This is a genomic window from Hyphomonas sp. FCG-A18 (assembly GCF_045287255.1).
GTDB lineage: Bacteria > Pseudomonadota > Alphaproteobacteria > Caulobacterales > Hyphomonadaceae > Henriciella.
Genome location: NZ_CP137142.1, coordinates 1,784,398 through 1,809,992, shown reverse-complemented (window position 1 = coordinate 1,809,992; position 25,595 = coordinate 1,784,398). Strand labels below are relative to the sequence as shown.

The following is a 25,595-nucleotide window of genomic DNA, read 5'->3' as shown; positions in this document are numbered from 1 at the left end:
TCCTTCATGTCCGCAGCCCAATGCTACGAACCTATCAGGAGCCCGACTGGCTAACAGTCCGCCCGATTACCCATGCTTTTGCGCGCAATGCTGACTCTAATCAAACTCCAAGTTCTTCTTCTCTAAGACGCTTAACTTCGTCTCTAAGTCTCGCCGCCTCTTCAAACTCAAGGTTCGCAGCGGCTTCGCGCATGCGTTTTTCGGTGTCGGCGATGACGGCAGCGAGGTTGTGGCCGGCGGTGCCGCTGTCATAGGTGACAGCGTCTTCGGCCATGGCACGTTTGCGAGACTTACCGCCTTTCAGTTGGGTGCGACCGCCCGGCTTTTCGCCCAGCTCGCCCAGAATGTCGGCGACATCGCGTTTGATCGTCGTCGGGGTGATGCCGTGCTCGAGATTGTGGGCCATCTGTTTCTCGCGCCGGCGGTCGGTTTCGGCCATAGCGCGTTCCATACTGCCCGTGATCTTGTCAGCATAGAGGATGACGCGCGCCTCTGCATTGCGGGCGGCGCGGCCAATGGTCTGAACCAGGCTGGTCTCCGAACGCAGGAAGCCTTCCTTGTCCGCGTCGAGGATGCCGACGAGGCCACATTCGGGAATATCCAGCCCCTCGCGCAGCAGGTTGATGCCGACGAGCACATCAAACTCGCCTAGGCGCAGGTCGCGAATGATCTCAATCCGCTCCACCGTGTCGACATCCGAGTGCATGTAGCGGACCTTGATGCCCTGTTCGTGCAGGTATTCGGTCAGGTCTTCGGCCATTTTCTTGGTTAGTGTCGTGACGAGGGTGCGGAAGCCCTTGGCCGTGGTGGCGCGGATCTCGGCAGTGACGTCATCGACCTGATTGGTGGTGCCTGTGGAAACGGGGCGAACCTCGACGGTTGGGTCGAGCAGGCCGGTTGGGCGGATGACCTGTTCGGTGAAGACGCCGCCCGTGCGCTCCATCTCCCACGGGCCCGGGGTGGCGCTGACATGGACAGTCTGCGGGCGCATGGCGTCCCATTCTTCGAACTTGAGCGGGCGGTTGTCGAGACACGACGGCAACCGGAACCCATACTCAGCCAGCGTCCGCTTGCGGTTAAAGTCACCCCGGTACATGGCGCCAATCTGCGGAATCGTCTGATGACTTTCATCCGTGAAGACCAACGCGTTTTCAGGCAGATACTCGAACATGGTTGGCGGCGGCTCACCGGGTTTGCGGCCCGTGAGGTAGCGGGAATAGTTCTCGATACCATTACAGCTACCCGTGGCGGCCATCATTTCCATGTCATACTGAACGCGCTGCTCGATCCGCTGGGCCTCAAGCAGTTTTCCCTCTTTCTGGAAATGCGCGAGTGTCTGTTTAAGCTCGGCCTTGATCCGGTCGATGGCCTGATTGAGGGTTGGGCGCGGGGTGACGTGGTGGCTGTTCGCGTAGAGCTTGATGGCAGGCAAGTCTTCGGTCTTGCGGCCGGTTAGAGGGTCAAATTCTGCAATGCTTTCAAGTTCATCGCCAAAGAAGTTCAGCTTCCATGCGCGGTCATCATAGTGAGCCGGGAAGATGTCGATGACATCGCCCTTGATCCGGAACGTCCCGCGATTGAAGGCCATGTCATTGCGGGTGTACTGCAAAGCCACCAATTGCGCGGCCAGGTCACGCGGATCGATGCGCTGACCCGCCTCAAGCTTCTGCGTCATTGACGTATAGGTCTCAACGGAACCAATGCCGTAAATGCAGGATACTGAGGCCACGATGATGCAATCGTCCCGCTCCAGAATGGCGCGGGTGGCGGAGTGGCGCATCCGGTCAATTGCTTCGTTTATCGAGCTTTCCTTCTCGATATAGAGATCGCGGCGAGGGACGTAGGCTTCGGGTTGATAATAGTCATAGTAAGAGACGAAATACTCGACCGCATTTTCCGGGAAGAAGCTTTTGAACTCGCCATAGAGTTGCGCGGCAAGGGTTTTGTTTGGGGCAAGGATCAGAGCAGGGCGTTGGGTCGCCTCAATAATCTTGGCCATGGTAAACGTTTTACCGGTTCCAGTCGCGCCGAGCAGGACCTGATCACGTTCGCCTTCGCCTATACCCTCGACCAGTTCCGGAATGGCCGTGCGTTGGTCGCCAGCCGCTTCGTAAGGGGAATGCACCTTGAAGCGCTTTCCACCTTCCAGTTTTTCCCACTGACGGTCCGGGCGGTGCGGGGTCCATTCACTGCTGGGCAGGCCGCCCACGGCATCGCGGGCAGCACCAGTCCAGTCAAATGAAGCGGAGGCGTCTGAAACGCCGGAAGTCGGTTTGGAAGCCATGAGAACAGATGTAGGACATCGTGATGGATTCGCAAATGCAGAATGAAGACCGTTAACAGAGTCTCACTGAGGTGTGCCAGATTTGCACTCGCGCCTTAGGAGAATGTGGCATGGGCTTTGCACCCAAGACCGCCATGGCTGAACGTGCGATCCTTACCGGGCTGGTTGCCCTTGTCCTGCTTACCGCCCTGGTGAGGGTGGGGCCGGAACTGAGTGCTTCTTTCGAGCAAATTGGCGGTATTCATAGCGTTACCGACCCCGCAAAGGCGATTGACCATAGCCATGATGGTGCGCGCGCAAGCGCTGTGCTGGCATCAGCTGAAGCGCAGGAAGAACACTAGCGTTTCTTATTCGCAGGCTCCTAAAGCGCTTTAACCACATCCTCGACCATTTTCTTGGCATCAGCCAGCAGCATCATCGTATTGTCGCGATAGAACAGCTCGTTCTGAATACCAGCATAGCCTGAGCCCATGCTGCGCTTGATGAAGAGGACGGTGCCTGCCTCTTCGACATTCAGAACGGGCATGCCGAAGATTGGGCTGGAGCTGTCTTCTTTCGCGGCAGGGTTGGTCACGTCATTTGCGCCAATCACGAAAGCTACTTCGGAATTGCGGAAGTCAGAATTGATATCTTCCAGCTCGAAGACTTCATCATAGGGTACCTGTGCCTCGGCGAGCAGGACGTTCATATGTCCGGGCATGCGCCCCGCCACAGGGTGAATGGCATACTTCACCTCAACCCCTTCAGCTTTAAGCTTGTCAGCCATCTCTTTGAGTGCATGTTGGGCTTGAGCAACCGCCATCCCGTATCCGGGGACAATGATCACCTTGCTGGCATTCTTCATGATGAAGGCCGCGTCCTCGGCGCTGCCGCGCTTGTAGGGGCGGTCCTCACCCGGGCCACCTGCGCTGGCGCCGTCACCGTCTGCAGCGCCAAAGCCACCAAGGATAACCGACAGGAAGGAGCGGTTCATGCCTTTACACATGATGTAGGACAGGATCGCACCAGAGCTGCCCACCAGTGTGCCCACGATGATCAGGGCGAAGTTCCCAAGGCCAAAGCCAAGCGCCGTTGCGGCCCAGCCGGAATAGGAATTCAGCATGGAAATGACGACCGGCATGTCCGCCCCGCCAATCGGGATGATCAGGGTAATGCCAAGCACCAGAGCCACGCCAACCAGCGCCCAGATATGCCAAGGCACAGTGCCGCCGCTTGTGATGGCAAGACCAATCAGGACAATTGCGCCAAGACCAAGGAGTATGTTCAGGATATGACGCCCCGGGATCATGATTGGTGCGCCAGAAATGTTCCCATTCAGTTTGGCGAAGGCAATGAAAGACCCTGTCAGGGTGACGGCACCAAGCAGGACAGACAGGGAGAGTTCGACAATCGAGCGCGGGCTCAGAAAACCGTCTCCCTGCGCGATGGCATCGGGAGAAAGCAAACTAAAGCTCGCAGGGGCATAAAAAGCGGCCAGAGCGATAAGCAGGCTGGCACCACCGCCAAGCGCGTTAAACGCTCCAACGAGTTGCGGCATTGCCGTCATCGGGGCTTTTTGGGCAAGCAAGATGCCAACCCCAGCGCCGAGCAACAGGCCACTGACAATCATGACCATCGTGATCGGCTCTATGTCCGGTGCCACGATGGCAAAGGTTGTCCCGACAGCAACGGCCATACCGAGCATGCCGAGGCCATTACCACGCCGCGCGGTTGCAGGGCTGGAAAGACCGCGAAGTGCAAAAATGAAGAGAACCGCCGATAGGAGATAAAGGCTGGCGGAGACAGAAGCGTTGATCATGCCTATCGCTCCTTCTTCTTGTACATGGCCAGCATGCGGCGGGTGACCAGAAAGCCGCCAAAAATGTTGACCGATGCCAGGAAGACAGCGCCCGCGCCGAGCCAGCGCGCGACCCAGACATCATTGCTGGCGGCTGCTGCCCCTGCAGCGGTTGCAGCGGCGGCAATGATTGCGCCAACGACGACAACGGCAGAGATCGCGTTGGTCACCGACATCAATGGCGTGTGCAGGGCCGGGGTTACGCTCCAGACGACATAATAACCCACGAAGCAGGCCAAAACGAAAATCCCGGCGAGAAAGACGGACGGGTGAATGTCAGCCACGCCCACCGCATGGGCAGGCAGGCTAATGGCAACAAGGCTCATAAGACAAAGTATGGATTTCATCAGGAAAGCCTTTCATTGACGGTTTGGCCATCGCGCGTGAGCAACATGGCAGTAACGATTTCATCTTCCGTATCGAGGTTCAGCGCCCCGTCTTCGGCCGTGATCAGGGGCAGGAAGGCCAGTAGGTTCTTAGCGTAGAGCGCGCTGGAATCAGCGGGCAGACGCGCAGGGAGATTCGAGAAGCCCGCGATCTTAACCCCATCGACATCGACGATCTGATCGGCCTCAGAAAGTGGGCAGTTTCCACCCTGCGCGACGGCCATATCGACAATTACTGAGCCCGGCCGCATCGTCTTGATCATCTCCTCGCTAACGAGGACAGGCGCTGGCCTTCCGGGGATAAGCGCCGTGGTGACAACAATATCCTGCTTGGCGATATGCTCAGCGATCAGAACAGCTTGCTTGGCTTGATACTCTTCGGACATGAATTTGGCATAGCCGCCGGCCGTTTCAGCAGCGGCAAACTCATCATCCTCGACCGCAATGAATTTTGCGCCGAGGGACGCCACCTGTTCCTTGGCGGCGGGGCGAACATCGGTGGCGGTTACAATCGCGCCGAGACGCCGCGCGGTCGCAATCGCCTGCAGACCTGCAACACCCGCGCCCATGACGAAGACGCGAGCCGGGGCGACTGTACCCGCGGCGGTCATCATCATTGGCATCGCGCGGCCATAGATCTGTGCGCCTTCAATAACTGCGCGATAACCGCCGAGGTTCGATTGACTGGAGAGCGCATCCATACTCTGGGCACGACTGATCCGGGGGGTGAATTCCATCGCCAGGGTCGTAATTGCCTTGGCATTGAGCGGCGCAGCGTCCAGCTTAAACGGGTCCAGCAAGCCAAGAACGGTGCTTCCTTTGGGCAGTTTGCTGGCTGCTGGCAGGTGCACGCACAGGATAAGGTCAGCCCCTTTGACGACACTGGCTGGTGTCTTGAGGAGCTTGGCCCCTGCGGCTTCATACGCAGTATCAATATACCCCGCAGCGATGCCAGCCCCGGCCTCTATGGTGACCTCATGGCCAAGGTCAGTAAGCTTTTTAACGGTGTCAGGAGTGGCGGCCACACGGGTTTCCCCCATAGCCATTTCCTTGAGTATCGAAAGTCTCATGCTTTCGTATTAAGGTACAATTATGCTGCGGCGCAATAAGAAAAGCTAAATGAAGGAAATAGTTTGCTCATTTTCACAAGCTCGTGAAATAGAATTGCCGTAAGGTCATAGGATACCTATGCACAAAAAAGCCGCCTCTTGAGCAAAGAAGAGGCGGCTTTCGTGAGCCGGTTTAGCTCTTGAATTCTGACAGCGTTCAACAGGGCTGTCGTGCCTGTTTAGATGGCTCGCAGAGGCTGCTCCACGAGATATCCAACACAAACGAATTCATTCGCCTTACCTGGTTTCTCACTTGACATTGGATCACCTCCTTTCAGTTGTTGAACAAATCTGTCCCACGCGAGGATCAGATACAGTCAACTAAGCATGAGTCGTGCCTAACGGAAGGTGAACGCAGAAGAAATCTTTCGCTTTTAAGTTCCCGCTGGTGTCGGTGCAGGCCCATAATCATTGCTTTCAGTTTGACCAGGCTGGGCGAACTGCCAGAGATTCCATAATGGAATAATAGCATGCCACCATGGCAGACCATTGTCGTGTACACGCCGAATGCCAGCGCTGAGTGTTGGCGGGATCAGAACGAGCGTCGCGAGCGACAAAAGTAATGATAATAGGCCGCCGATAAGGGGGATGATCCCTAATATCGACCCGATGACCGAAACGATTATATTCACGGCGAAGATGACGGCAAAGAAATGCCAAAAGGGTTTGCGTGTTTCGCGCCCATCCGGATCCCAGTAGCGTTCCAGGATGTTTTTCTTCGTAATCTCGATCGCAAAGTTTGGATTAAAATCCATCTCATTCTCCCTCTGTGTGTCGACCGATGTTACTTTATCTCTTGATCATGACAACACTGATAAGGGGATGCAGAAACTGCCCCGAGATTTTCATCCAGCTTCTAAATATCAAGATCGTCCGCGAAGTGCGCATTTTCCTGAATAAAGCGGAAGCGATGCTCGGCTTTTTTACCCATCAGGGTCTCGATCAGCTCAGCAGGTTTAGCCTCTGTCAGCTCGTCAATGCTGTCTGGAAGCGTGATCCGAGCTAGAATGCGTGTCGCCGGGTCCATCGTTGTTTCTTTAAGCTGAGACGGGTTCATTTCACCCAGACCCTTAAAGCGCCCAAGCTCGATTTTTTCATTCGGCTTGAACTCGCTTTCCATCAAGCGGTCCTTGTCCTCTTCATCCATCGCATAGACAGATTTTCCTTTACGGTTGGATAGTCTGTAAAGCGGTGGCATTGCCATATAAAGGCGACCGCTTTCAATCAGGCCCGGCATCGTCTTGAAGAAGAACGTGATCAACAGCGCCGCGATATGGGCCCCATCCACGTCAGCATCGGTCATGATGATGATCTTCTCATAACGCAGGTCATCAACGTTGAAGCGTGACCCTGTACCAACACCCAGCGCCAGCAGGACGTCTGAGAGTTCCTGATTGGCGTGCATCTTCTCTGCAGTGGCCGAGGCCACGTTCAGGATTTTACCACGCAGGGGGTGGATTGCCTGAGTCTTACGGTCACGGGCCTGCTTGGCTGAACCACCCGCTGAGTCGCCCTCAACGAAGAAGATTTCAGTCCCTTCAGGACCAGGGTTGGAACAATCAGCGAGTTTACCGGGAAGACGCAACTTCTTGGTTGCAGACTTTCGGGAAATCTCTTTCGCTTTACGGCGCTTGGCCCGCTCATCAGCGCGCTCAATCGCCCAGACGAGAAGCTTGTCTGCTTCCTTTGGTGAGGCGGCGAGCCAGTGGTCGAAGCGATCCCGTACAGCGTTTTCAACCAGACGGAAGGCTGCTGTGGTTGAGAGCTTGTCCTTGGTCTGACCGACAAATTCAGGGTTGCGGATGAAGACAGAGAGCAAGAGGCCAGAATGGCCCATAATGTCATCTGCCGTGATCGAAGTGCCTTTTTTCTGGCCTGTCAGCTCTGCATAGTTGCGTACCGCTTTTGTGATCGCGGCGCGGAAGCCTGCCTCATGCGTACCGCCGTCTGGGGTTGGGATCGTATTACAGTAAGAGCGTGAGAAACCGTCGCTTTCGCCAAATCCGGCGGCGGTCCAGGCGATGGCCCACTCAACTTTGCCGTCTTCGGTTTCAACCAGACCAGAAAAGTGTTGCTCGGTGATCGTGGCCTTGCCTTTGAAGACCTCGTCCAACTGGTCCGCCAGACCATTTGGATAGGACAGGACTTTTTCAGCCGGAACCTTGGAGTCCTCAGGCAGAAGCTCTGCGTCACACTTCCAGCGCACTTCTACGCCGCGATAGAGATACGCTTTGGAACGCGTCATCTGGAATAGGCGGGCAGGTTTGAAACGGAGTTTCTCGCCGAAGATTTCAATATCGGGTTTGAAGCGAACGGTGGTTCCGCGACGGTTCGGCGCTGCACCTTTCAGCTCGATCTGGCCCATAACGTGGCCACGCTCAAAGGCCTGGAAATAGAGCTTCTTATCGCGAGCGACTTCGACTTCGAGCCGTTCCGAAAGCGCGTTTACGACGGAGGAGCCAACCCCGTGCAGACCGCCAGCGGTCGCATAGGCTTTGCCGGAGAACTTTCCGCCAGCGTGGAGCACGGTGAAGATCACTTCCAACGCTGACTTGCCCGGATATTTAGGATGTTCACCAACCGGGATACCACGACCATTATCGGTCACCTCAACATAGCCATCCGCGCGGACATAAACCTCGATCCGGCTGGCATGGCCTGCGGTTGCCTCATCCATCGCATTATCGAGGATTTCGGCAAAGAGGTGATGGTAGGCGCGCTCATCGGTGCCGCCGATATACATGCCTGGGCGTTTGCGCACCGGTTCGAGGCCTTCAAGGACTTCAATGTCCGAGGCGCTGTAGCCTTGAGAGGAAGGATCAGTGGTCATGTCATCGAATAGGTTTGTTTGCTTTACGGCGCCCATAATGGTTTCTTCCTCCCCGTAAGCCCATTCATGAGCTGATTCCAAGGACTTCCATCATGACGAATACAATTAACACCCCATTAACTTTGCCATCCGGGGTGCAAATTCCCAATCGTTTAGTGAAGGCCGCGATGACTGAAAGGCTCGCGAATCCACGCAATGAGGTCACTGATCGCCATCTGAAACTCTACCGCGCCTGGGGGCAGGGCGGGGCCGGGATGCATATTACGGGCAACGTATTGATCGATCGGCGTAACCTTGAGGCGCCGGGAAATGTCGTGATTGATGGCCCGCCATCGAATGAACATGCCGTCATGCTCGCCAAATGGGCCGAGGCGATCAAAACGGATGGCGCTGCGGCGATCATGCAGCTCTCCCATGCCGGGCGGCAGACGCAGAAACTTGTGAATGAAACTCCGGATGCGCCGAGTGCCGTGTCGGTTGATTTGCCCGGCGGTCAATTTGGAACGCCGAAGGCTCTGACCGGGGATAAGATCAAAACCTTGATTGAGCGCTATGGCATTGCCGCCAAAGCCGCACGGACTGCCGATTTTAATGGCGTTCAGATCCATGCGGCGCACGGTTATCTTGTCAGCCAGTTTCTGTCACCGCTGACCAATCAACGCCAAGACGACTGGGGTGGCAGTCTGGAAAACCGTGCGCGCTTCTTGTTGGAGGCTGTGCGCGCCGCAAAAGCCGAGGCTGGGCCGGGTTTTGGCGTGTCTGTAAAACTGAACTCGACTGACTTCCAGAAAGGCGGCTTCTCTAAAGCCGATTCCATGGCGGTTATTGAAATGCTCAACGGTCTTGGTCTCGACTTTGTGGAGATTTCGGGTGGTAATTATGAGCAGCCCAAGATGATGGATATGGAAGGGCTCAAACCTGTCTTTGAGGAAGGCGTGCGCGAAAGCACGAAAGCGCGCGAGGCGTACTTCCTCGATTATGCGCGTGAGGTTCAGGATATCGCCAATATGCCCTTGATGGTCACAGGTGGCTTTCGGACTCTGGATGGCATGAACGCGGCTTTGGCGGGGGGTGAGGCGGATATGATCGGTCTTGGACGCCCGCTCTGCGTCGATATTGATGCGCCTTATCAATTACTGGGCGGTTTGCGACAGGAGCTACCGAAATGGGAGAAGACCCTGCGGATTGGACCCGGGTGGTTTGGGCCAAATTCACCAATTGGCTTGGTTAAGGCGTTGAACGGGTTCGGGATGCAATCCTGGTTCTATAGTCAGCTTCATGCGGTCGCTGATGGTAAGCCGGTCAATCGCAAGCTTGGGGTTTTCTCTGCATTCCTCAAGATGCAGGGTCTCGACGCGAAGATGGCCAAACGCTACCACGCGGGTTTGGATTAAGGACGCCCTGCATGACCCTTCACATTTCCAGCGCCTTCGATGGTGGCAATATCATCGTCAAAGAGGCCTCTGATCCACAGAATATTCGTCTGGATATTCGCAAGGATCATCAGTCTGACTTCTATCAATGGTTCTATTTCCGTGTAACCGGCGTGGAAGGAACGGACCTGAAAATGGTCATCGAGAATGCCGGTGGCGCGGCCTATACGGGCGGTTGGGATGATTACCGGGCTGTGGTCTCTTATGACCTGAATGACTGGGTGCGTGTCCCGACCAGCTATGATGGGAAGCACCTGACCATCGAGACAAAGATGCGCCGCAATACGCTGTGGGTGGCTTACTTTGCCCCTTACACCGAAGAACGGCACATGGCGCTGATTTCAGGAGCGCAGGGCAGTGGTCTCGCGAAGGTTAGCATTCTGGGGGAGACGCTTGATGGACGCCCGCTGGATCTGATCACGATTGGCGACATTGAAAGTGGTAAGCCTGTGTTCTGGATCACTGCGCGCCAGCATCCTGGTGAAACCATGGCCGAATGGTGGATGGAAGGTTTTCTAGAGCGTCTGCTGGACCCAACTGATGAGATGGCGCTGAAGCTGCTCGATCAGGTCAGCCTGTGCATTGTTCCAAATATGAACCCGGATGGTTCTGCACGTGGGCATTTGCGGACGAATGCTGCTGGCGTGAATCTCAATCGCGAATGGCAGACCCCGACAATGGAAAAAAGCCCGGAAGTGTTTCTGGTATTGGAAAAGATGCGGGAAACAGGCTGCCATCTGGCCCTTGATGTTCATGGCGATGAGGCGCTGCCATACAATTTTATCGCGGGCGCTGAAGGCATACCGCGCTGGAATGACGATATGGCAGCTGAGTTGGCTGCGTTTAAGCACGACTATGTGCAATCAACGGGCGGCGTCTTTCAGACCAAAATTGGCTATCCGATCAGTAAGCCGGGAACAGCAAACCTGACCATTTGCACCAATGCATTGGCACAAGAGTTTGATTGTCTCGCGATGACTTTGGAAATGCCGTTTAAAGATGATGCGAACCATCCAGATACGCGCGTTGGCTGGTCCCCCGCACATGCGAAACGGCTAGGGGCGAATGTGATCGAGCCGCTTCTGAAAGCGATCTAATATATAGCCTGGCGATTATAATAAAAAATCACACTTATCTGGATTTACAACTATGCCATGCTTGTTAGTCTCAAACCCCTAGACTAGGACGCAATAGTAAAGTGGGACACAAAACGCATGCAACAGAAGTCTTTTCATACTCTCGGCGCAGTATGCTTTTCAGCAATTGGGTTAGCCTTGCTTGGTGCCTGTGGCGGCGGTGGTGGCGGTAGCACAGCCGCTGCTGTTGTTCCGCCACCACCACCACCTCCTCCTCCCCCGCCTCCTCCGCCACCCCCACCTTCTGGCCCAGTTTGGACGCAAGGGACTTTTGAAGCCGCCAGTCAGTTTAAAGATCAGTGTCAAACGCCGCGCTCTGGAACGGACATTGAGGGGAATGCTTTCCCGGATGAGGCGGGCTCACTCGCTGAAGAGCTTTTCTGGCTCCGCTCCTGGACGAATGAAACCTACCTCTGGAACGATGAGGTCACAGATCAGGATCCCGGCGGCTTTAACAGCCGAACGGATTATTTCGCAGTTCTGCGAACAACGGCGCAAACGCCTTCCGGCAAAGATAAGGATGATTTCCATTTCAGCCAATCGACTGAGGAATTCCTTGAGCAGCGCAATTCAGCCCCATCGCCAAGCTATGGCGCGCGGGTTGTTGCGTTCTCAACCTCTGTCCCGCGTGATTATCGCATACAGTATACAGAGCCAGGGTCGCCTGCGAGTGAGAGCGTTAACGGAGTGACCAATCTGTTGCGTGGCACACGCATTCTGGAAATTGACGGTGTCGATTTGGTCAATGCGACAAGCCAGGCGGACATCGCTGTTCTGAATGCGGGCCTTTTCCCCGATACAGTTGGTGAAACGCATACATTTGAAGTTCAGGATGCGGGCAGCAACACCTCGCGGACCATCACGCTGAGCGCTGCCAATGTCAGCCGCAAGCCCGTCAATGCAACGGAAGTGATTGATACGCCCACGGGTAAGGTCGGCTATATCCATTTCACCACCTTTAGTCCTTTCAGTTCTGAGGAAGAGATTGCGACAGCCATCTCAACGCTCGACACTGAAGGGGTCACCGACCTTGTTCTTGATCTGCGTTATAATGGGGGCGGTCTGCTCGCTGTGGCGGCGCAGCTTGGGTATATGATTGCCGGACCAACGGCGACTGATAATAAGACGTTTGAACTACTACGCTTCAATGATGATGCGGGAAATTTCAATCCGGTGACCGGACAGCTTAACCAGCCTATCCCATTCTATAATCAGGGCCTGGGCTTCACGCTCGCGCAAGGGACCCCGCTTGATACACTTGATTTGAACCGCGTATTTATTCTCTCAACCAGTGGGACATGCAGCGCGAGTGAGGCCGTGATCAATGGACTGCGCGGCATTGATGTCGAGGTCATCCTCATTGGTGATACAACGTGCGGTAAGCCGTTCGGATTCTATCCAACGGATAATTGTGGCGAGACCTATTACACGATCCAATTTCAGGGTGTGAACGATAAAGGTTTCGGTGAGTTTGCCGATGGCTTCATTCCAGGGAATTCAGCCGAGGCATTTGGCGTTCGCGCGAGTGGGTGTGTTGTTGCTGATGACTACACTCGTCAGTTAGGCGACCCACAGGAAGCCATGCTCGCGACAGCCCTTTCCTATCGGGAGAATGGGGTTTGCCCAGCTGCTTCCCCAAAAGTGTCTCCTAAGCCGGTTAGCGAGAAGATGGCCTTTGAGGCGGATGTGAAAGTTGTGGACTTAACCCCGGTTCAGAGTGTTCTAGAGAACAACCGCGATATGACGATGCCGCGCGAGAGGTGGCAGAAATGATCAAGCGACTGACCGTAAGCGTTCTGCTTTGTGTGATGACCTGTTCGGCTTGTCTGGCGGTTGATAAAGGTCTGCAGCCAGCAAAACTTGCCGATACAAGTGATGAGGCGCTCGTGAAACTTTCAGCAAGCGTCGCAGAGGCGCTTGGTGAAGGGCAAGTCGAGTTCGGGCCGATTGATAAGGGGCAAGCGACCGTTCTGAGTGTCCTGCCGCCGCGCTCTACACCGCTCGAGGGGAATAATCCCGCGCTTCCGCGCAGTTTCCAAGTCTACAGCCAACGCGGCGGGTGCTGGCTGCTCGAAACCGCGACGTCTGAGTATTATCAGCTTCAGGATGTGAGCTGCGACCTTGTAAAGGCGGACTAGCTAGCCTGAGAAGCGTCCGCTTTTCGGGAAGCCTTTCATCACGGCTTTACCGGCTTGAGCCCGTTTCCCGAGCCACTCGCGCCATTCGGTGAAGCCGCGCATACGGCCAGCTGAGTCGGTGACGATCAGGCCATCCTCACCGTCAAACACCATCGCGTCGCCAAGCTTGTCGGTGCCGCGATAGTTTTGCAGCTTGTTACCCTTACCGCGGCTCATTTCGGGAAGCTCATCGAGCGGGAAGATTAGCAGTTTGCGGTTCGTACCGATAACCGCGACATGATCCCCGCGGGCAAGGTCTGTTACGAGCAGTTTCGAGCCATCTGGAACCGTGACAACGGACTTCCCGGCCTTGCGGTTAGATTCCAGCTCGCTTTCCTGCACGACAAAACCGTATCCGGCATCGGAGGCCATCAGGCGCTTGCGGGTGCCATCCAGCTTGAACATCGCAACAATCTCGACGCTGTCTTCCAGATCGATGGAAATGCGGATGGGTTCGCCGTGCCCGCGACCGCCCGGAAGCTTGTCACAGGTTAGCGTAAAGGCGCGACCATCACTGGCCATCAGGATCAGCTTGTCCGTTGTGTAGACCTCTTCATGGAAGGCGAGGCTATCACCGTCCTTGAATTTCGTTCCGTCCATGTCGAGGCCATGGCCCTTCATGCCGCGGATCCAGCCTTTTGTAGACAGAACCACGGTGAGCGGCTCTTTCGGCATAGAAGCCTCAAGCGCTGCATCGACATCAATTTCCGGGGCGATTTCAAAGGCCGCTCGGCGACGCCCGAGTTCTGTCGACGGATCAAACACTTTACGCGCTTCACGCAGCTCTTTCTTCACCTTGGTCCACTGACGGGCTTCAGAACCAAGCATAGCAATGATTTCGCTACGCTCTTCAGAGAGATTTTCGTGTTCCTTGCGGATCTCGAACTCTTCGAGCTTGCGCAAGGCACGCAAGCGCAGGTTCAGAATGGCTTCGGCCTGGATCTCAGTAATCCCGAAGCGAGCGATCATCACCTCTTTCGGCTCATCTTCCTCGCGGATGATGCGGATCACTTCGTCGATATTGAGATAGGCGATCAGGTAGCCATCGAGTAGGTGCAGGCGCTTTTCGATCTTGTCGAGACGGAACTGTGCGCGGCGCACCACAACTTCGCGGCGGTGATCGAGATAAGCCCGCAGGACATCGCGCAGGCCCATGACCTGCGGTGCGCCCTTGTGCAAGACATTCATGTTCAGGCTGAACCGGGTTTCCAGATCACAGATCTTGAACAGGCTCTCCATCAGAACATCCGGCTCAACCGTCTTGGCGCGCGGCTCTAGGATCAGGCGAATGTCTTCAGCGCTTTCATCTCGCACATCACCGAGCAGAGGCGCTTTCTTGCTCTCAATCAGCTCGGCGATTTTCTCGATCAGTTTGCCTTTCTGAACCTGATAGGGAATTTCCGTGACTACAATTTGCCATTGGCCACGCCCGAGGTCTTCAACCGTATACTTGGCGCGCATGCGGAAGCTACCGCGCCCTGTTTCATAGGCATTCAGAATGGAGTGTTGTGGCTCGACAATCACACCGCCGGTTGGAAAGTCCGGCCCTGGCAAGACAGTCATCAGCTCTTCAGTCGTGGTGGTTTTCTTATCGACCAGCATCAGAGCCGCATCGATCACCTCAGCGACATTGTGCGGTGGAATACTCGTTGCCATGCCAACCGCGATCCCTGTCGCGCCATTGGCGAGTAGATTCGGGAAGCCCGCGGGCAGAACGACTGGCTCGCGATCATTCTCGTCATAGGTGTCTTTGAAATCGACGGCGTCTTCATCAAGACCTTCGAGAAGCAGCTTGGCCGCCTCTGTCATCCGGCTTTCGGTATAACGCATCGCAGCGGGGCTATCGCCATCGATATTTCCGAAATTCCCTTGCCCGTCGACGAGCGGGTAACGGACTGAGAAATCCTGTGCGAGGCGGACCATCGTGTCATAGATCGAAGCGTCGCCATGTGGGTGATAGTTACCCATCACCTCACCGACCACTTTCGCGCATTTGCGATAGCCGCCATCCGGGTTCAGCTTCAGCTCGCGCATGCCATAGAGAATGCGGCGCTGCACAGGCTTGAGGCCATCACGGACATCGGGCAGGGCGCGAGAGGTAATGGTTGAGAGCGCGTAAGCAAGATAGCGCTTGGTCAGCGCCTCGCTCAGCGGTTCATTGATAATCCGGTCGTCTTCTGGCTCGTCGATAATGTCAGACATAAGGCCCCGCATTCTGTCAGGTGGCGTAGAATCGCCTTTTTCCTGAGTGAGGTTAACAGAAAACGGCTTTTGGTTAAGGAAAGGAGAACAGGTGGGGCTCTGGTATCAGATCAAGGAGATTGGACTGATCATTGCGATGACCCTGTTTATTGGGCTTCTGGGCTATGGGTTTTATCGTTGGCTGCCGGTTCAGCATAATCCGTTCAAGCCGCTCAATCTTGCCGATCCGATCGGCATGGCGACTTACAATAAGCTGACGGACCTCAAATATAACGCGGGTTTGTGCCAGGCAGCGCTCTTGGAAGCAGGGGTTGAGGTTGCAATCCTTGAAAAAGACGACCCAAAAGCGCGATGCAGTCTTGGTGAGACCATGGTGCTACAAAAATCGCTGACACCTTACAATGCCGCGCCATTGCGGATGACCTGTCATCAGATTGCCGCGTTGCATATGTGGGAACGGCATGTCGCTCGGCCATTGGCGGAGGATATATTGGGTAGTCCGCTCAGCCGAATTGATACTTTTGGCAGTTTTTCCTGTCGCAACATCGCTGGAACAAGGACGCGTAGTGAGCATTCTTATGCCAATGCAATCGATATTGCGGGATTTGTACTGGAGGATGGACGCCGGATCAGCGTTCTGGATCACTGGCGCGAGGATAGTGTGAACGGCGAGTATTTGTCGAAGGTTCACAAGGGCGCGTGTCGGTTATTCTCAGTTACGCTGGGCCCCGATTATAATGCTGCCCATGCCGATCATTTTCATTTCGACATGGGCAGAAGTGAGACGTGCCGTTAGGGGCTACTCGTCGTCTTTACACTCAAAGCCATCATCCGTGACTTCGGCTACTGTGCCTTCGCCTCCACAAACGCGCAGCGCGGTTTCAGTGTTGATGGCGATTTCGTCCAGATTGCTCACGCCATCATCACTGACATGGATGCATCCAGCCAGCGTGGTGAGGGACAGTGCTGCAGCAGCAATTGCAAGTTTCGTTTTCATTATATCAGCCCTTGTCTGAGAGGTTATGGGTCTCTCCACCCCTGAACACGCGCGCACACTGTGCGAAGCGGTGTCTGAACACAAGTCGAATATCGTTTTTCGATGTCAAATGGCTTTGCGGCGTAGCTTTTGAACCACATGCTCTCGGGCCGCTGGTGTTGTCTTGTTTACAGTGCCGAACAGGCGTTGCTCAATGAAATATCCCGTCAGATCAAGGGCATTTGAGAGGTCTTCTGGTCCGAGCGGCGCATATGGGTCGAGCAGGAAAGGGGGAAGCGGGAACAGGCGGTCAACATAGTCAGCCGCTTCCGACCCCCGCACGGCGCGCCCGGTTTTGGGTGAGACATGGGTTAAACCATCATTGGCGCCGGACAGGGCGCAACGATCGAGGTCGAGGCCAAAGCCAAGCGCACTAAGAAGGCCCAGTTCCCACCGACAGTAGAGTGTCGGCCAGACGGTCTCCTGATCCAACATATCCAGAAATAGAGCGGTCGGCGCGAACAGGGCGGAGCCATCCTTATCACCCTCATCCAACGCGCCGCGCAGCAGGCTGGTGACGGCACTAATCGCTGCGAGCGCTTCAGGTTGATCGAGGAAGCGGGCGGCACGACTGACAGTGACTTCGGCAACATCAAAGCGGCCAAGCTGTTCTTCCAACCGCCCGGTCCAACTTAGCGTAACGGTGTTGCCAGGCTCAAATTGTGGGCGTTTCTTGCGGCTGGCCCCGCCATAGACAAGACCGGACTGGCGGCCTTTCGTTGCCGTGAGAACTTCAAGGATCAGGCCGCTTTCCCCAAATCGCCGCCCGCCAAGGATCAATGCCTCGTCGCGCCATTGCATCAGAGAAGCCCCTTAAGCATCAAACTCCAGTCCGACAGCGGAATAGGCTTCGCGCCGCTCCATCCATTTCGGGTCGACCTTGACGAACAGGATCAGGTGAACCGTCTGTCCCAGCATTTCGGTCAGCTCTTCGCGTGCGGCTTTGCCAATCGCCTTGATTGAGGAACCGCCTTTGCCGAGCACCATGCCTTTATGCTGTTCGCGGGCGATAATTACAGCTTGGCGAATGCGTACTGAACCGTTGTCGAACGGCTCCCAGCTCTCGGTCTCGACCATCAGTTGATAAGGCAATTCCTGATGCAGGCGCAGCATCAGCTTCTCACGTGTGACCTCGGCGGCGAGCAGGCGCATGGGCAGATCAGCGGTCTGCTCTGGCGGATACATGGCTGGGCCTTCTGGCATTTGCCCTGCTAACGCCGCGAGCAGACGATCAACGCCATCGCCATTCAGGGCAGAGATCATGAAAATCTCCTGATAGACCTCAGCTTCATTCAGCTCAGCCATCAGCGGTAAAACCTGCTCATGTGGGAAGAGATCAATCTTGTTGAGGGCGAGGAAGACTTTGCGACCGCTTTCCTTCAGGGTTTCGATCACGCGCCGATCGTCTTCAACGGAGAGCCGCTGCGCGCCGCTGGCCTCTCCGGCTTTCTCTGCAACCCAGGCCGAGGCATCAATCAGATGGACGACCGCATCGGCATCATCAGCGCCCGCCCATGCAGCCTTGACCATGGCGCGGTCGAGACGCTTCTTGGCCCGGAAAATACCGGGCGTGTCGACAAGAACGATTTGTGCATCACCGTGATGGGCGACCCCGCGTACCGGGAAGCGGGTTGTTTGAACCTTATGCGTCACGATGGCGACTTTTGTGCCAACCAGATGGTTCACCAATGTTGATTTTCCAGCGTTCGGCGCGCCAATAATCGCGGCAAAGCCAGCCCGTTTGATGTCGTCTATGTCAGGCGTGGCGTGTTCAGTGTCGGTCATGTCTTTTCCAGAAGATCGAGAAGGGCGCGTGCTGCGGCTCTCTCTGCTTCTGCCTTGTTACTGCCTTTTGCGGTCGCTTCGCCATGGTTTTCAACAGAGACTTTGACCGTGAATTTCGGGGCATGGTCCGGGCCGCTTGTGCCGACCGTCTCATAAACGGCATAGGCCGCACGGTTTGCCCCGCACCAATCGCTTAAAAGGGTCTTGGGGTTAGCATCCGGCTCGGCTGTTTCTTTGGTCAGTGTATCAAATATCCAGCATTTCTTGATGAAGCGCTCAGCGGCATCCAAACCGCTATCATTATAGATTGCCGCAATCAGAGCTTCGACAGCATCGGCCACGGCTTTGTCATAGTGGCTCGACTGGTTCGAGTGCATCGAGGCATCCATAAAGAGATAATCGCGCAGATTGAGTTGCTCGCCAACCTTGGCACAAACCGGGCCACTGACGAGGTGGTGGAAGAGCTTGGTGAGATAGCCTTCGCGCTCTTTCGGATATTTGTTGATCAAGATTTCAGCCATGACGAGGCCGAGGACGCGATCGCCCAGGAATTCCATGCGCTGGTTCGAGAAGCCGACACTGCCCTGATACTCATCAATCAAACTGGGATGGGTGAGGGCACGGGTCAGGATAGCCTCATCCTTGAAGCGGTAGCCGATCGCTGTTTCCAGCGCTTTGCGCTTATCAGCCGTCAATGTCGGGCGTTTGCGAGCCTTGGCGGCGGCGCGATGACGGGTGCGCTTGGGGCGGCTTGGTTTCGCTGCGTTACGGCTCATGAGGGATGAGCCTCAATAATAACCTGCGCTTCAGCCCATGGATGGTCATCCGTCATGGTCAGGTGCACATGGGCGACATAGCCATCCGGAGTGATCTCGGCGAGGCGTTTGGCCGCCCCTTCTGTGAGGCTGAGGGTTGGTTTGCCGGAGGGGAGGTTGATCACCTCCATCATTTTCCAGTGTACACCACGACGTGGGACACCTGTGCCAAGCGCTTTGGCGCAGGCTTCCTTGGCGGCGAACCGTTTGGCATAGGTCTCTGCTGTGCGCATGCGTTTGCGGGCCTTGGCAATCTCGCCTTCGGTAAAACAGCGCTTTTCAAACTTCTCACCAAATCGGTCCAGAGAGCCCTGAATGCGCTCGATATTACAGAGGTCGTTGCCAAAGCCGATAATCATTCCGTACTCTCAGCTCTGGCGGCCTGCATGAGGCGCTTCATCTCGCTCACGGCTTTATTAAGCCCAACAAAGATGGCTTCGCCCATAAGGAAGTGACCAATATTCAGCTCGGTTAGCTCCGGAATAGCGGCAATTGGCGTGACCGTATCGAAAGTAAGGCCGTGGCCAGCCTGCGGCTCGATACCCAATTCAACCGCTTGGGCGGCGCATTCTGTAATTCTGGCGAGTTCAGCGCCAGCGAGTTCGCCTTCACCGGCCTGAACAAGTTCAACATACCGGCCTGTATGAAACTCGGTAATATCAGCGCCCATACGGCTAGCTGCGATGAGCTGAACGGGGTCTGGCTCAATGAAGAAGGAGACACGGCTGCCATTGTCTTGCAGCCGACGGACATAGTCTGAAAGGTGGTTGTGCTGCCGCACCGCATCGAGGCCGCCCTCAGTTGTTAGCTCAGCGCGTTTTTCCGGGACAAACATTGCTGTTTCGGGCTTAAACCGCAATGCGATCTCCAGCATTTCTTCCGTGGCGGCCATTTCCATGTTGATGGGCAGGTGCGTTACTTCTCGAATACGGTCGAGGTCGCCATCTCGAATATGTCTTCTGTCTTCGCGCAGGTGCAGCGTTACGCCATCTGCGCCTGCCTCTGTCGCGAGCACAGCAGCTCGCGCCGGGTCAGGGTGTACCCCGCCGCGCGCGTTACGGATGGTGGCAACGTGATCGATGTTTACACCGAGGCGAAGGTGACCGGTCATTCGCAACAGACCTCAGAGGCAGCGCGGTCTCTGGCATTATCACGCTCTGCCATATCTTTGCCGACTTGGTAGCTAAAGGCGATGACAATACCGACTATAATCAGCCAGCCATAAGATTTAAGTTGCGCTGTCAGGTCCATTCTTTTGCTCGTTTGAGGGTTAAGCCCTCGACTACCGGGCTTATGGGCCGGAATCGCTTCAAGTTCTGGTGGTAGGTTATCGGCGTCATAGTCCGGGAACTTTATGGCCGCGAGTGAGACCAGCTCACAACCAACGTCCGCTTCCCCGCCACTGCGGTCAATGATGCAGGAGCCGCCAACAACAGTGCCTGGCAGTTTACTCAGCGATTCAACTGTTTCGCGGAAAGAGAGACCCGTTGTGACAATGTCTTCAGCGATCAAAACGCGGTCCGTCTCAGCGATTTCAAAGCTTCGGCGCAATTCAAATGCGCCGTTCACGCGTTCAACAAAGACAGCGCGGCAACCAAGATGGCGCGCGAGTTCATAACTGGGGATAACCCCGCCCATGGCCGGGCCAACAACGACATCAATGTCGCCCAATCGCGCTTTGACCTTTTCAGCCAGCGCCGCACAGAGTTTTGAAGACAATTCTGGCTGCGAGAAGACGAGGGCCTTCTGAAGGAAAACCGGGCTGCGGCGCCCTGAAGACAGAATGAAGTGGCCTTCCAGCAGCGCCCCGGCATCGCGGAAAACCTGCAGCACATCGTCATTATTCAAAATCGCTCTCCTCCAGCCGTTCCACACGCTCGACGACAGCGAGTGCGCGTAAGGCTGCCTTGATCTGTTCCAAGTGGCGTAAGTCGTCCACTTCGATGTCAAAGACAAGCTCTATAAAGCCGGGGCCACGCGAACGGGTACGCACACCGGTAATGTTTCCGCCGGCTTGTGCGACGACATTGCACTGTTGTGCCAGAACGCCTTTGGCGTTGGCTGCGTTGACAGCAATCCGCCCAACAGCGCGTACACCGCTCTTGGCGAGCTCGCTCCATTGCAGATCAACCCAGCGATCGGGCTGGTCATCATATTTGGCAACGGTTGAACAATAGATTGTGTGAACGACGAGGCCTTTGTCGGGTTCACGCAAGCCAATAATACGGTCACCGGGAATGGGGTGACAGCACTCACCAAGGTGAAGCGTTACACCGGGTTTCAAGCCTTCGCTGACAATCAGGTCTCTCGGGCTCGCCTCATCAAGTGTGACGCGCTCATGCTCGGCGGCGACCTCGGTATCAACTCCGGGAAACGCGAGTAGGATGATGCGGTGCACCTGATCATGGCTGCGCCCAATCGCCTCAAACATGGCGCTAACACCCTGATGACCCGCGCGTTTGGCAATGCGGCGCATGTCAACCGTGACGGGATCGATATCGACGCGGCGCAAGCTACGTTCAAGCATGGATTGACCCAGGCGCTCGAACTCACTGGTTTCCAATTCTCTTCTGAGTTTGCGTTGTGCCGCGCGGGCACGACCCGTGACCGTCAGGGCCTCATAGCCAGCGACAGGGCGGGGGTCTGAACGCCGGATGATTTCAACCACATCGCCATTGTTAAGGGCTGTGCGCAGACCCCTTGGCACGCCATTGATCTTGACCCCTTCGCAGGTGTCTCCAACGGCGGTGTGTACGGCATAGGCAAAGTCCAGCGGCATGGAGCCTGCTGGTAACAGGACAAGGCGGCCCTTGGGTGTGAAAGCGAAGACGTGTGTTCGGTACATCTCCATCTTGGCATGCTCGAGAAATTCATCGGCATCCCCGCCATGTGAGAGCAACTCACCGAAAGCGCGCAGGTTCGCAGCCGGGTCAAGACCTGCCGCCTTGGAACTTTCAGGATCAAAGCCATAGGCGCTGTTTTTGTAGCTCCAATGTGCAGCAACCCCGCGCTCTGCGGTGTCATCCATTTCTTCGGTGCGGATTTGCAGCTCTACCAGCCGGTTGCCACTGGCGCGCACGGTTGTGTGGAGAGAGGTGTATCCGTTTGGCTTTGGAACAGAGATGAAGTCGCGAAACCGATCTGGCAGACAGGCCCAGGCCGTGTGGAAAGCCCCGAGCGCCTGATAACAATGTGGGACCGTATCCACGATCACGCGGAAGCCGAAGATGTCGGCGACATCGCGGAAGGAAATCGACTTCTTTTCCAGTTTTCGCCAGATGGAATAGGGTTCCTTGCGGCGCCCTTTGACCCGGCAGGGAATCTGCTCGCGGTCCATGACCTCATAGATCGCTTCACGGATCCGCTCGAGATCATCCTTATTCTCAGATTCCAGCGCTTCGAGCTGATTCAGGATCTGCTCACGTGCCTCGGGATTCAGATGCAGGAAGGAAAGATCCTCCATTTCGGATGCGACATAGTGAAGACCGATCCGCCGGGCGAGCGGCGCGTAGAGGTCCATGGTTTCACGGGCAACCCGTCGACGTGATTCTTCTTTTCTTTTGAAATGCAGGGTCCGCATATTGTGCATACGATCTGCAAGCTTGATGAGCAGCACACGCACATCATTGACGGTCGCGAGAATGAACTTCTGGAAGTTCTCAGCCTGCTTTGTGGCTTCGCTTTGATATTCAAGTTGCCCGAGTTTTGTAACGCCATCGACCAGTTCAGCGACGTCGGCTCCAAACTGGTCTGCGATGTCGGAGAAATCGACATCTTCGCAGTCTTCTACAGTGTCATGCAAAAGCCCGGCAATGACGGTTGCATCATCAAGCTTGATCGTCGTCAGAAGGGTCGCGACCCGGACGGGGTGGGAGTAGTATGGATCGCCAGACTGACGCAGCTGTTCGCCATGCTTCTCACGCGCAAAATTATAAGCCCGAAGCAGGCGGTCACGGTCCGCGTCAGGCTGATATGTGATAACCGTATCGGCAAGCTGCTCCGCGGTCAGGAACGGAACGTCAGCGCGTATGGCTCTGGGTTGCGGGGTTTCACCCGCCCGATCTTCCAGTCTGGCGGCCCTGCTTGTCATCGAAGATTACATTCGATCGTCGCGGCCAGATTCCAGTTCAGCCTGGTAGGCGCGCATAACATCTTCCTCAGTCGCCGTCGGGGCAGATTCCAGCGCGATGCGGTCGGCTTCACGTTCTTCTTCTTCACCAGGGCGAACTTCCTGAAGGTCGGCAACAAGAGATTCCTTGACGATCTTGAGGTCAACAGATTTTTCCGCGATTTCACGCAAGGATACGACTGGATCCTTGTCATTATCACGATCAACGGTCAGCGGTGAGCCTTCGCGGATCATGCGCGCACGCTGTGCGGCCAGCAAAATCAGTTCAAAACGGTTCGGGACCTGCTCGACGCAGTCCTCAACGGTCACACGGGCCATGAATGTCTCCTGTAATCCCCCTCTATATGCGCTGCAACATGCTTTCGCAACCCGTGCTTGCATTGGATTGCACACTGTTTTACGCAAGAGGATTAGGGTTTTGGTAAGGTATAGGAATGGCATTCTATAAAGACGAGAGGATTGCTTTATTTATTGATGGGGCAAACCTTTACTCTTCAGCTAGAGGGTTGGGGCTGGAAATCGACTTTCGCAAACTATTGGATGAATTTCGCAAACGAGGTCGATTGCTGCGTGCCAATTATTATACCACTATTCTTGAAAGCGATGATCATAATCCAATCAAACCGCTTGTAGATTGGCTTGCCTATAATGGCTTTAACACAATTGTTAAAACAGCGCGTGAGTATACCGACCGCGAAGGCCGTCGGCGTATGCGGGGTAACATGGATGTAGAGTTGGCCACTGACATGCTCGAAGCTTCAGCCTATCTCGACCATGTCATTCTGTTCTCGGGGAATAGTGATTTCCGGCGTGTTGTTGAGGCTGTGAAGGCAAAGGGTGTCCGGGTGACGGTTGTCTCCACCATCAAAAGCCAACCGCAAATGATCGGTGATGAGTTGCGTCGTGAGGCGGATGTCTTCATTGATCTCGATGAGTTGGGTGACCTGATCGCCCGGCCCAGACGGGATAATGACGACCGAGGTCCGGTGAGCAATGACGAGTATGACGACTGACGCGCCAGCTGAAGCGCCCAAGGATTGTGATCTTTGCCCGCGCCTGCGTGGGTTTATTCTTGAACAACGCGAGAAAGAACCGGACTGGTTCAATGGCGCTGTTCCAAGTTTTGGGGATCCGGATGCAAGATTGCTGGTCATCGGTTTAGCCCCGGGTTTGACCGGAGCAAACCGAACGGGGCGTCCGTTTACAGGCGACTGGGCTGGTGATCTGCTCTACGGGACGCTGGCCAAGTTCGGGTTCACCGAGGGCCAGTATGATAAACGCATTGATGATGGGCTGATCCTGAAAGATGCCATGATCACCAATGCCGTGCGCTGTGTGCCGCCGCAGAACAAGCCGGTTGGCGCTGAAATCAATCAATGCCGCCCCTTTCTGCAGGCCCGTATGGCCGCATTCCCTGATCTCAAGGTCTTGTTATGCCTTGGGAAAATCTCGCATGATTCAACGGTGCGCGCTTTGGGTGGACGTTTGAAGGATTACCCATTCGGGCATGCGAGTGAGTATGAGATTGGCGAGGTAACCTTGCTTTCAAGCTATCATTGCTCACGCTACAATACCAATACAGGCCGCCTGACCGAGGAGATGTTCGACACTGTTTTCGCGCGGGCGCGGGCCTTGCTCGACGGGTGAAAACTTGCGCGGCGCGGCGATGAGAGATAACGCTAGAAGCCAATCTGGATATAGGGAGTATCTGAATGACACCGCTTCTCATTGTGCTTGGCGTAATCGCTCTTTTGGCCGTTGTTGTGATTGGCATCTACAATGGCTTGGTCAGCAAGCGTCAGCGGTGCAATCAGGCTTTTGCCGATGTTGATGTTCAACTGAAGCAGCGTCAGAATATCATCCCCAATCTGGTTGAGGCGGTCAAAGGCTATGCCGGGCATGAGAAAGAGACGCTTGATGCCGTCATTCAGGCACGTCAGGCTGCTGTGAATGCAACAGAGCCGGGTGACATGGCGCAAGCTGAAGGGCTGCTGAGTGGTGCGCTTGGCAAGCTGTTTGCGCTGGCCGAGGCCTATCCCGATCTGAAGGCTAATACGAACTTCCTCGATCTGCAGGATGAACTGTCTGTGATTGAGGATAAGATCGCGGCAGCGCGGCGTTTCTATAACAGCGCGGTCCAGGACTATAATACGGCGCGAGAGCAGTTCCCCGGATCACTTGTGGCGGGAAGCTTCAATTTTGAGGTGCGTGACTTCTTTGATCTTGGGGATGATCGCGCCGCCCTCAGTACGCCGCCCTCTGTGGATTTCGGTTAGGGCGCTCAAGAGTATCTGAAGCGAGACATGAGGTATCTGAAAAGGTGCTGAAGGGGACATGCTCCGGCCCCTTATCGATGTGAAGTGTTATCAAGGGATAGATCGTCGATTATCCTGCAATGCGCTCATATCCAGCAAGCATAATCCAGAATCAATCCGA

24 protein-coding genes and 1 pseudogene are annotated in these 25,595 nt (G+C 55.5%); 9 read left to right on the top strand and 16 right to left on the bottom strand.

Going from position 1 to position 25,595, the window contains the following annotated elements:
* Nucleotides 1-100: 100 nt before the first annotated feature.
* Nucleotides 101-2,284, bottom strand: coding sequence for an excinuclease ABC subunit UvrB (uvrB, locus tag RYZ27_RS08955; protein ID WP_406679152.1), 2,184 nt, complete (start codon nt 2,282-2,284; stop codon nt 101-103).
* Between the two features lie 110 nt (nt 2,285-2,394).
* Here uvrB and RYZ27_RS08950 point away from each other — a divergent pair, with 110 nt between their 5' ends.
* Nucleotides 2,395-2,625, top strand: a complete 231-nt coding sequence (locus tag RYZ27_RS08950) for a hypothetical protein (protein ID WP_406679151.1) — start codon at nt 2,395-2,397, stop codon at nt 2,623-2,625.
* Between the two features lie 20 nt (nt 2,626-2,645).
* Here RYZ27_RS08950 and RYZ27_RS08945 read toward each other — a convergent pair whose 3' ends face one another.
* The 5 genes from RYZ27_RS08945 to parE all read right to left on the bottom strand — a co-directional run bounded on the left by RYZ27_RS08945 (nt 2,646) and on the right by parE (nt 8,446).
* The gene (locus tag RYZ27_RS08945; RefSeq protein WP_406679150.1) at nt 2,646-4,082 is read right to left on the bottom strand and encodes an NAD(P)(+) transhydrogenase (Re/Si-specific) subunit beta; all 1,437 of its coding nucleotides are present in this window, start codon (nt 4,080-4,082) and stop codon (nt 2,646-2,648) included.
* 2 nt (nt 4,083-4,084) lie between these two features.
* On the bottom strand, nt 4,085-4,447 hold the full coding sequence (locus RYZ27_RS08940) for a proton-translocating transhydrogenase family protein (protein ID WP_406679149.1): 363 nt from the start codon (nt 4,445-4,447) through the stop codon (nt 4,085-4,087).
* 20 nt (nt 4,448-4,467) lie between these two features.
* Complete coding sequence (locus RYZ27_RS08935; protein WP_406679148.1) at nt 4,468-5,577, bottom strand: Re/Si-specific NAD(P)(+) transhydrogenase subunit alpha; 1,110 nt, start codon at nt 5,575-5,577, stop codon at nt 4,468-4,470.
* 413 nt (nt 5,578-5,990) lie between these two features.
* Nucleotides 5,991-6,371, bottom strand: coding sequence for a DUF805 domain-containing protein (locus RYZ27_RS08930; protein ID WP_406679147.1), 381 nt, complete (start codon nt 6,369-6,371; stop codon nt 5,991-5,993).
* Nucleotides 6,372-6,472: 101 nt separating this feature from the next.
* Entirely contained in the window at nt 6,473-8,446 is a 1,974-nt protein-coding gene (parE, locus tag RYZ27_RS08925; protein WP_406679146.1) for a DNA topoisomerase IV subunit B, read from the bottom strand.
* Nucleotides 8,447-8,538: 92 nt separating this feature from the next.
* On the opposite strand from parE, the gene RYZ27_RS08920 reads away from it, so the two are divergent.
* The 4 genes from RYZ27_RS08920 (at nt 8,539) to RYZ27_RS08905 (ending at nt 13,153) form a co-directional block, all read left to right on the top strand.
* Complete coding sequence (locus tag RYZ27_RS08920; RefSeq protein ID WP_406679145.1) at nt 8,539-9,840, top strand: NADH:flavin oxidoreductase/NADH oxidase family protein; 1,302 nt, start codon at nt 8,539-8,541, stop codon at nt 9,838-9,840.
* Between the two features lie 11 nt (nt 9,841-9,851).
* Complete coding sequence (locus RYZ27_RS08915; protein ID WP_406679144.1) at nt 9,852-10,976, top strand: M14-type cytosolic carboxypeptidase; 1,125 nt, start codon at nt 9,852-9,854, stop codon at nt 10,974-10,976.
* A gap of 117 nt (nt 10,977-11,093) precedes the next feature.
* On the top strand, nt 11,094-12,788 hold the full coding sequence (locus tag RYZ27_RS08910) for a S41 family peptidase (protein ID WP_406679143.1): 1,695 nt from the start codon (nt 11,094-11,096) through the stop codon (nt 12,786-12,788).
* Nucleotides 12,785-13,153 (top strand): hypothetical protein, encoded by a 369-nt coding sequence (locus RYZ27_RS08905; RefSeq protein ID WP_406679142.1) that lies wholly within the window; start codon nt 12,785-12,787, stop codon nt 13,151-13,153. Before RYZ27_RS08910 ends, RYZ27_RS08905 begins: the two co-directional genes overlap by 4 nt.
* On the opposite strand, the gene parC is transcribed toward RYZ27_RS08905, so the two are convergent.
* Nucleotides 13,154-15,394, bottom strand: a complete 2,241-nt coding sequence (gene parC, locus RYZ27_RS08900) for a DNA topoisomerase IV subunit A (RefSeq protein WP_406679141.1) — start codon at nt 15,392-15,394, stop codon at nt 13,154-13,156.
* A 91-nt stretch (nt 15,395-15,485) separates the two neighbouring features.
* Between parC and RYZ27_RS08895 the strand changes: the two genes are divergently transcribed.
* Nucleotides 15,486-16,190, top strand: a complete 705-nt coding sequence (locus RYZ27_RS08895; RefSeq protein ID WP_406679140.1) for an extensin family protein — start codon at nt 15,486-15,488, stop codon at nt 16,188-16,190.
* Between the two features lie 3 nt (nt 16,191-16,193).
* Here RYZ27_RS08895 and RYZ27_RS08890 read toward each other — a convergent pair whose 3' ends face one another.
* From RYZ27_RS08890 to rpoZ, 9 genes and pseudogenes are all read right to left on the bottom strand, one after another.
* A complete protein-coding gene (locus tag RYZ27_RS08890; protein WP_406679139.1) occupies nt 16,194-16,391 on the bottom strand; it encodes a hypothetical protein in 198 nt (65 codons plus the stop codon).
* Nucleotides 16,392-16,496: 105 nt separating this feature from the next.
* Complete coding sequence (gene recO, locus RYZ27_RS08885) at nt 16,497-17,231, bottom strand: DNA repair protein RecO (protein ID WP_406679138.1); 735 nt, start codon at nt 17,229-17,231, stop codon at nt 16,497-16,499.
* 12 nt (nt 17,232-17,243) lie between these two features.
* On the bottom strand, nt 17,244-18,215 hold the full coding sequence (gene era, locus RYZ27_RS08880; RefSeq protein ID WP_406679137.1) for a GTPase Era: 972 nt from the start codon (nt 18,213-18,215) through the stop codon (nt 17,244-17,246).
* The gene (rnc, locus tag RYZ27_RS08875) at nt 18,212-18,991 is read right to left on the bottom strand and encodes a ribonuclease III (RefSeq protein WP_406679136.1); all 780 of its coding nucleotides are present in this window, start codon (nt 18,989-18,991) and stop codon (nt 18,212-18,214) included. Before rnc ends, era begins: the two co-directional genes overlap by 4 nt.
* A complete protein-coding gene (gene acpS / locus RYZ27_RS08870) occupies nt 18,988-19,389 on the bottom strand; it encodes a holo-ACP synthase (protein WP_406679135.1) in 402 nt (133 codons plus the stop codon). The genes rnc and acpS overlap by 4 nt, the downstream gene beginning before the upstream one ends.
* Nucleotides 19,386-20,141 (bottom strand): pyridoxine 5'-phosphate synthase, encoded by a 756-nt coding sequence (locus RYZ27_RS08865; RefSeq protein ID WP_406679134.1) that lies wholly within the window; start codon nt 20,139-20,141, stop codon nt 19,386-19,388. The genes acpS and RYZ27_RS08865 overlap by 4 nt, the downstream gene beginning before the upstream one ends.
* Before the next feature lie 161 nt (nt 20,142-20,302).
* Nucleotides 20,303-20,878: pseudogene (gene pyrE / locus RYZ27_RS08860) on the bottom strand (orotate phosphoribosyltransferase); the annotation flags it as partial.
* Nucleotides 20,871-23,120, bottom strand: coding sequence for a RelA/SpoT family protein (locus RYZ27_RS08855; RefSeq protein ID WP_406679133.1), 2,250 nt, complete (start codon nt 23,118-23,120; stop codon nt 20,871-20,873). The pseudogene pyrE and the gene RYZ27_RS08855, both read right to left, overlap by 8 nt.
* Before the next feature lie 6 nt (nt 23,121-23,126).
* Nucleotides 23,127-23,477, bottom strand: a complete 351-nt coding sequence (rpoZ, locus tag RYZ27_RS08850; protein ID WP_406679132.1) for a DNA-directed RNA polymerase subunit omega — start codon at nt 23,475-23,477, stop codon at nt 23,127-23,129.
* Nucleotides 23,478-23,593: 116 nt separating this feature from the next.
* On the opposite strand from rpoZ, the gene RYZ27_RS08845 reads away from it, so the two are divergent.
* The 3 genes from RYZ27_RS08845 to RYZ27_RS08835 all read left to right on the top strand — a co-directional run bounded on the left by RYZ27_RS08845 (nt 23,594) and on the right by RYZ27_RS08835 (nt 25,435).
* Nucleotides 23,594-24,172, top strand: coding sequence for an NYN domain-containing protein (locus RYZ27_RS08845; protein WP_406679131.1), 579 nt, complete (start codon nt 23,594-23,596; stop codon nt 24,170-24,172).
* On the top strand, nt 24,162-24,806 hold the full coding sequence (locus tag RYZ27_RS08840) for a uracil-DNA glycosylase (RefSeq protein WP_406679130.1): 645 nt from the start codon (nt 24,162-24,164) through the stop codon (nt 24,804-24,806). The genes RYZ27_RS08845 and RYZ27_RS08840 overlap by 11 nt, the downstream gene beginning before the upstream one ends.
* Nucleotides 24,807-24,871: 65 nt before the next feature.
* Nucleotides 24,872-25,435 (top strand): LemA family protein, encoded by a 564-nt coding sequence (locus RYZ27_RS08835; protein ID WP_406679129.1) that lies wholly within the window; start codon nt 24,872-24,874, stop codon nt 25,433-25,435.
* Nucleotides 25,436-25,595: the final 160 nt, after the last annotated feature.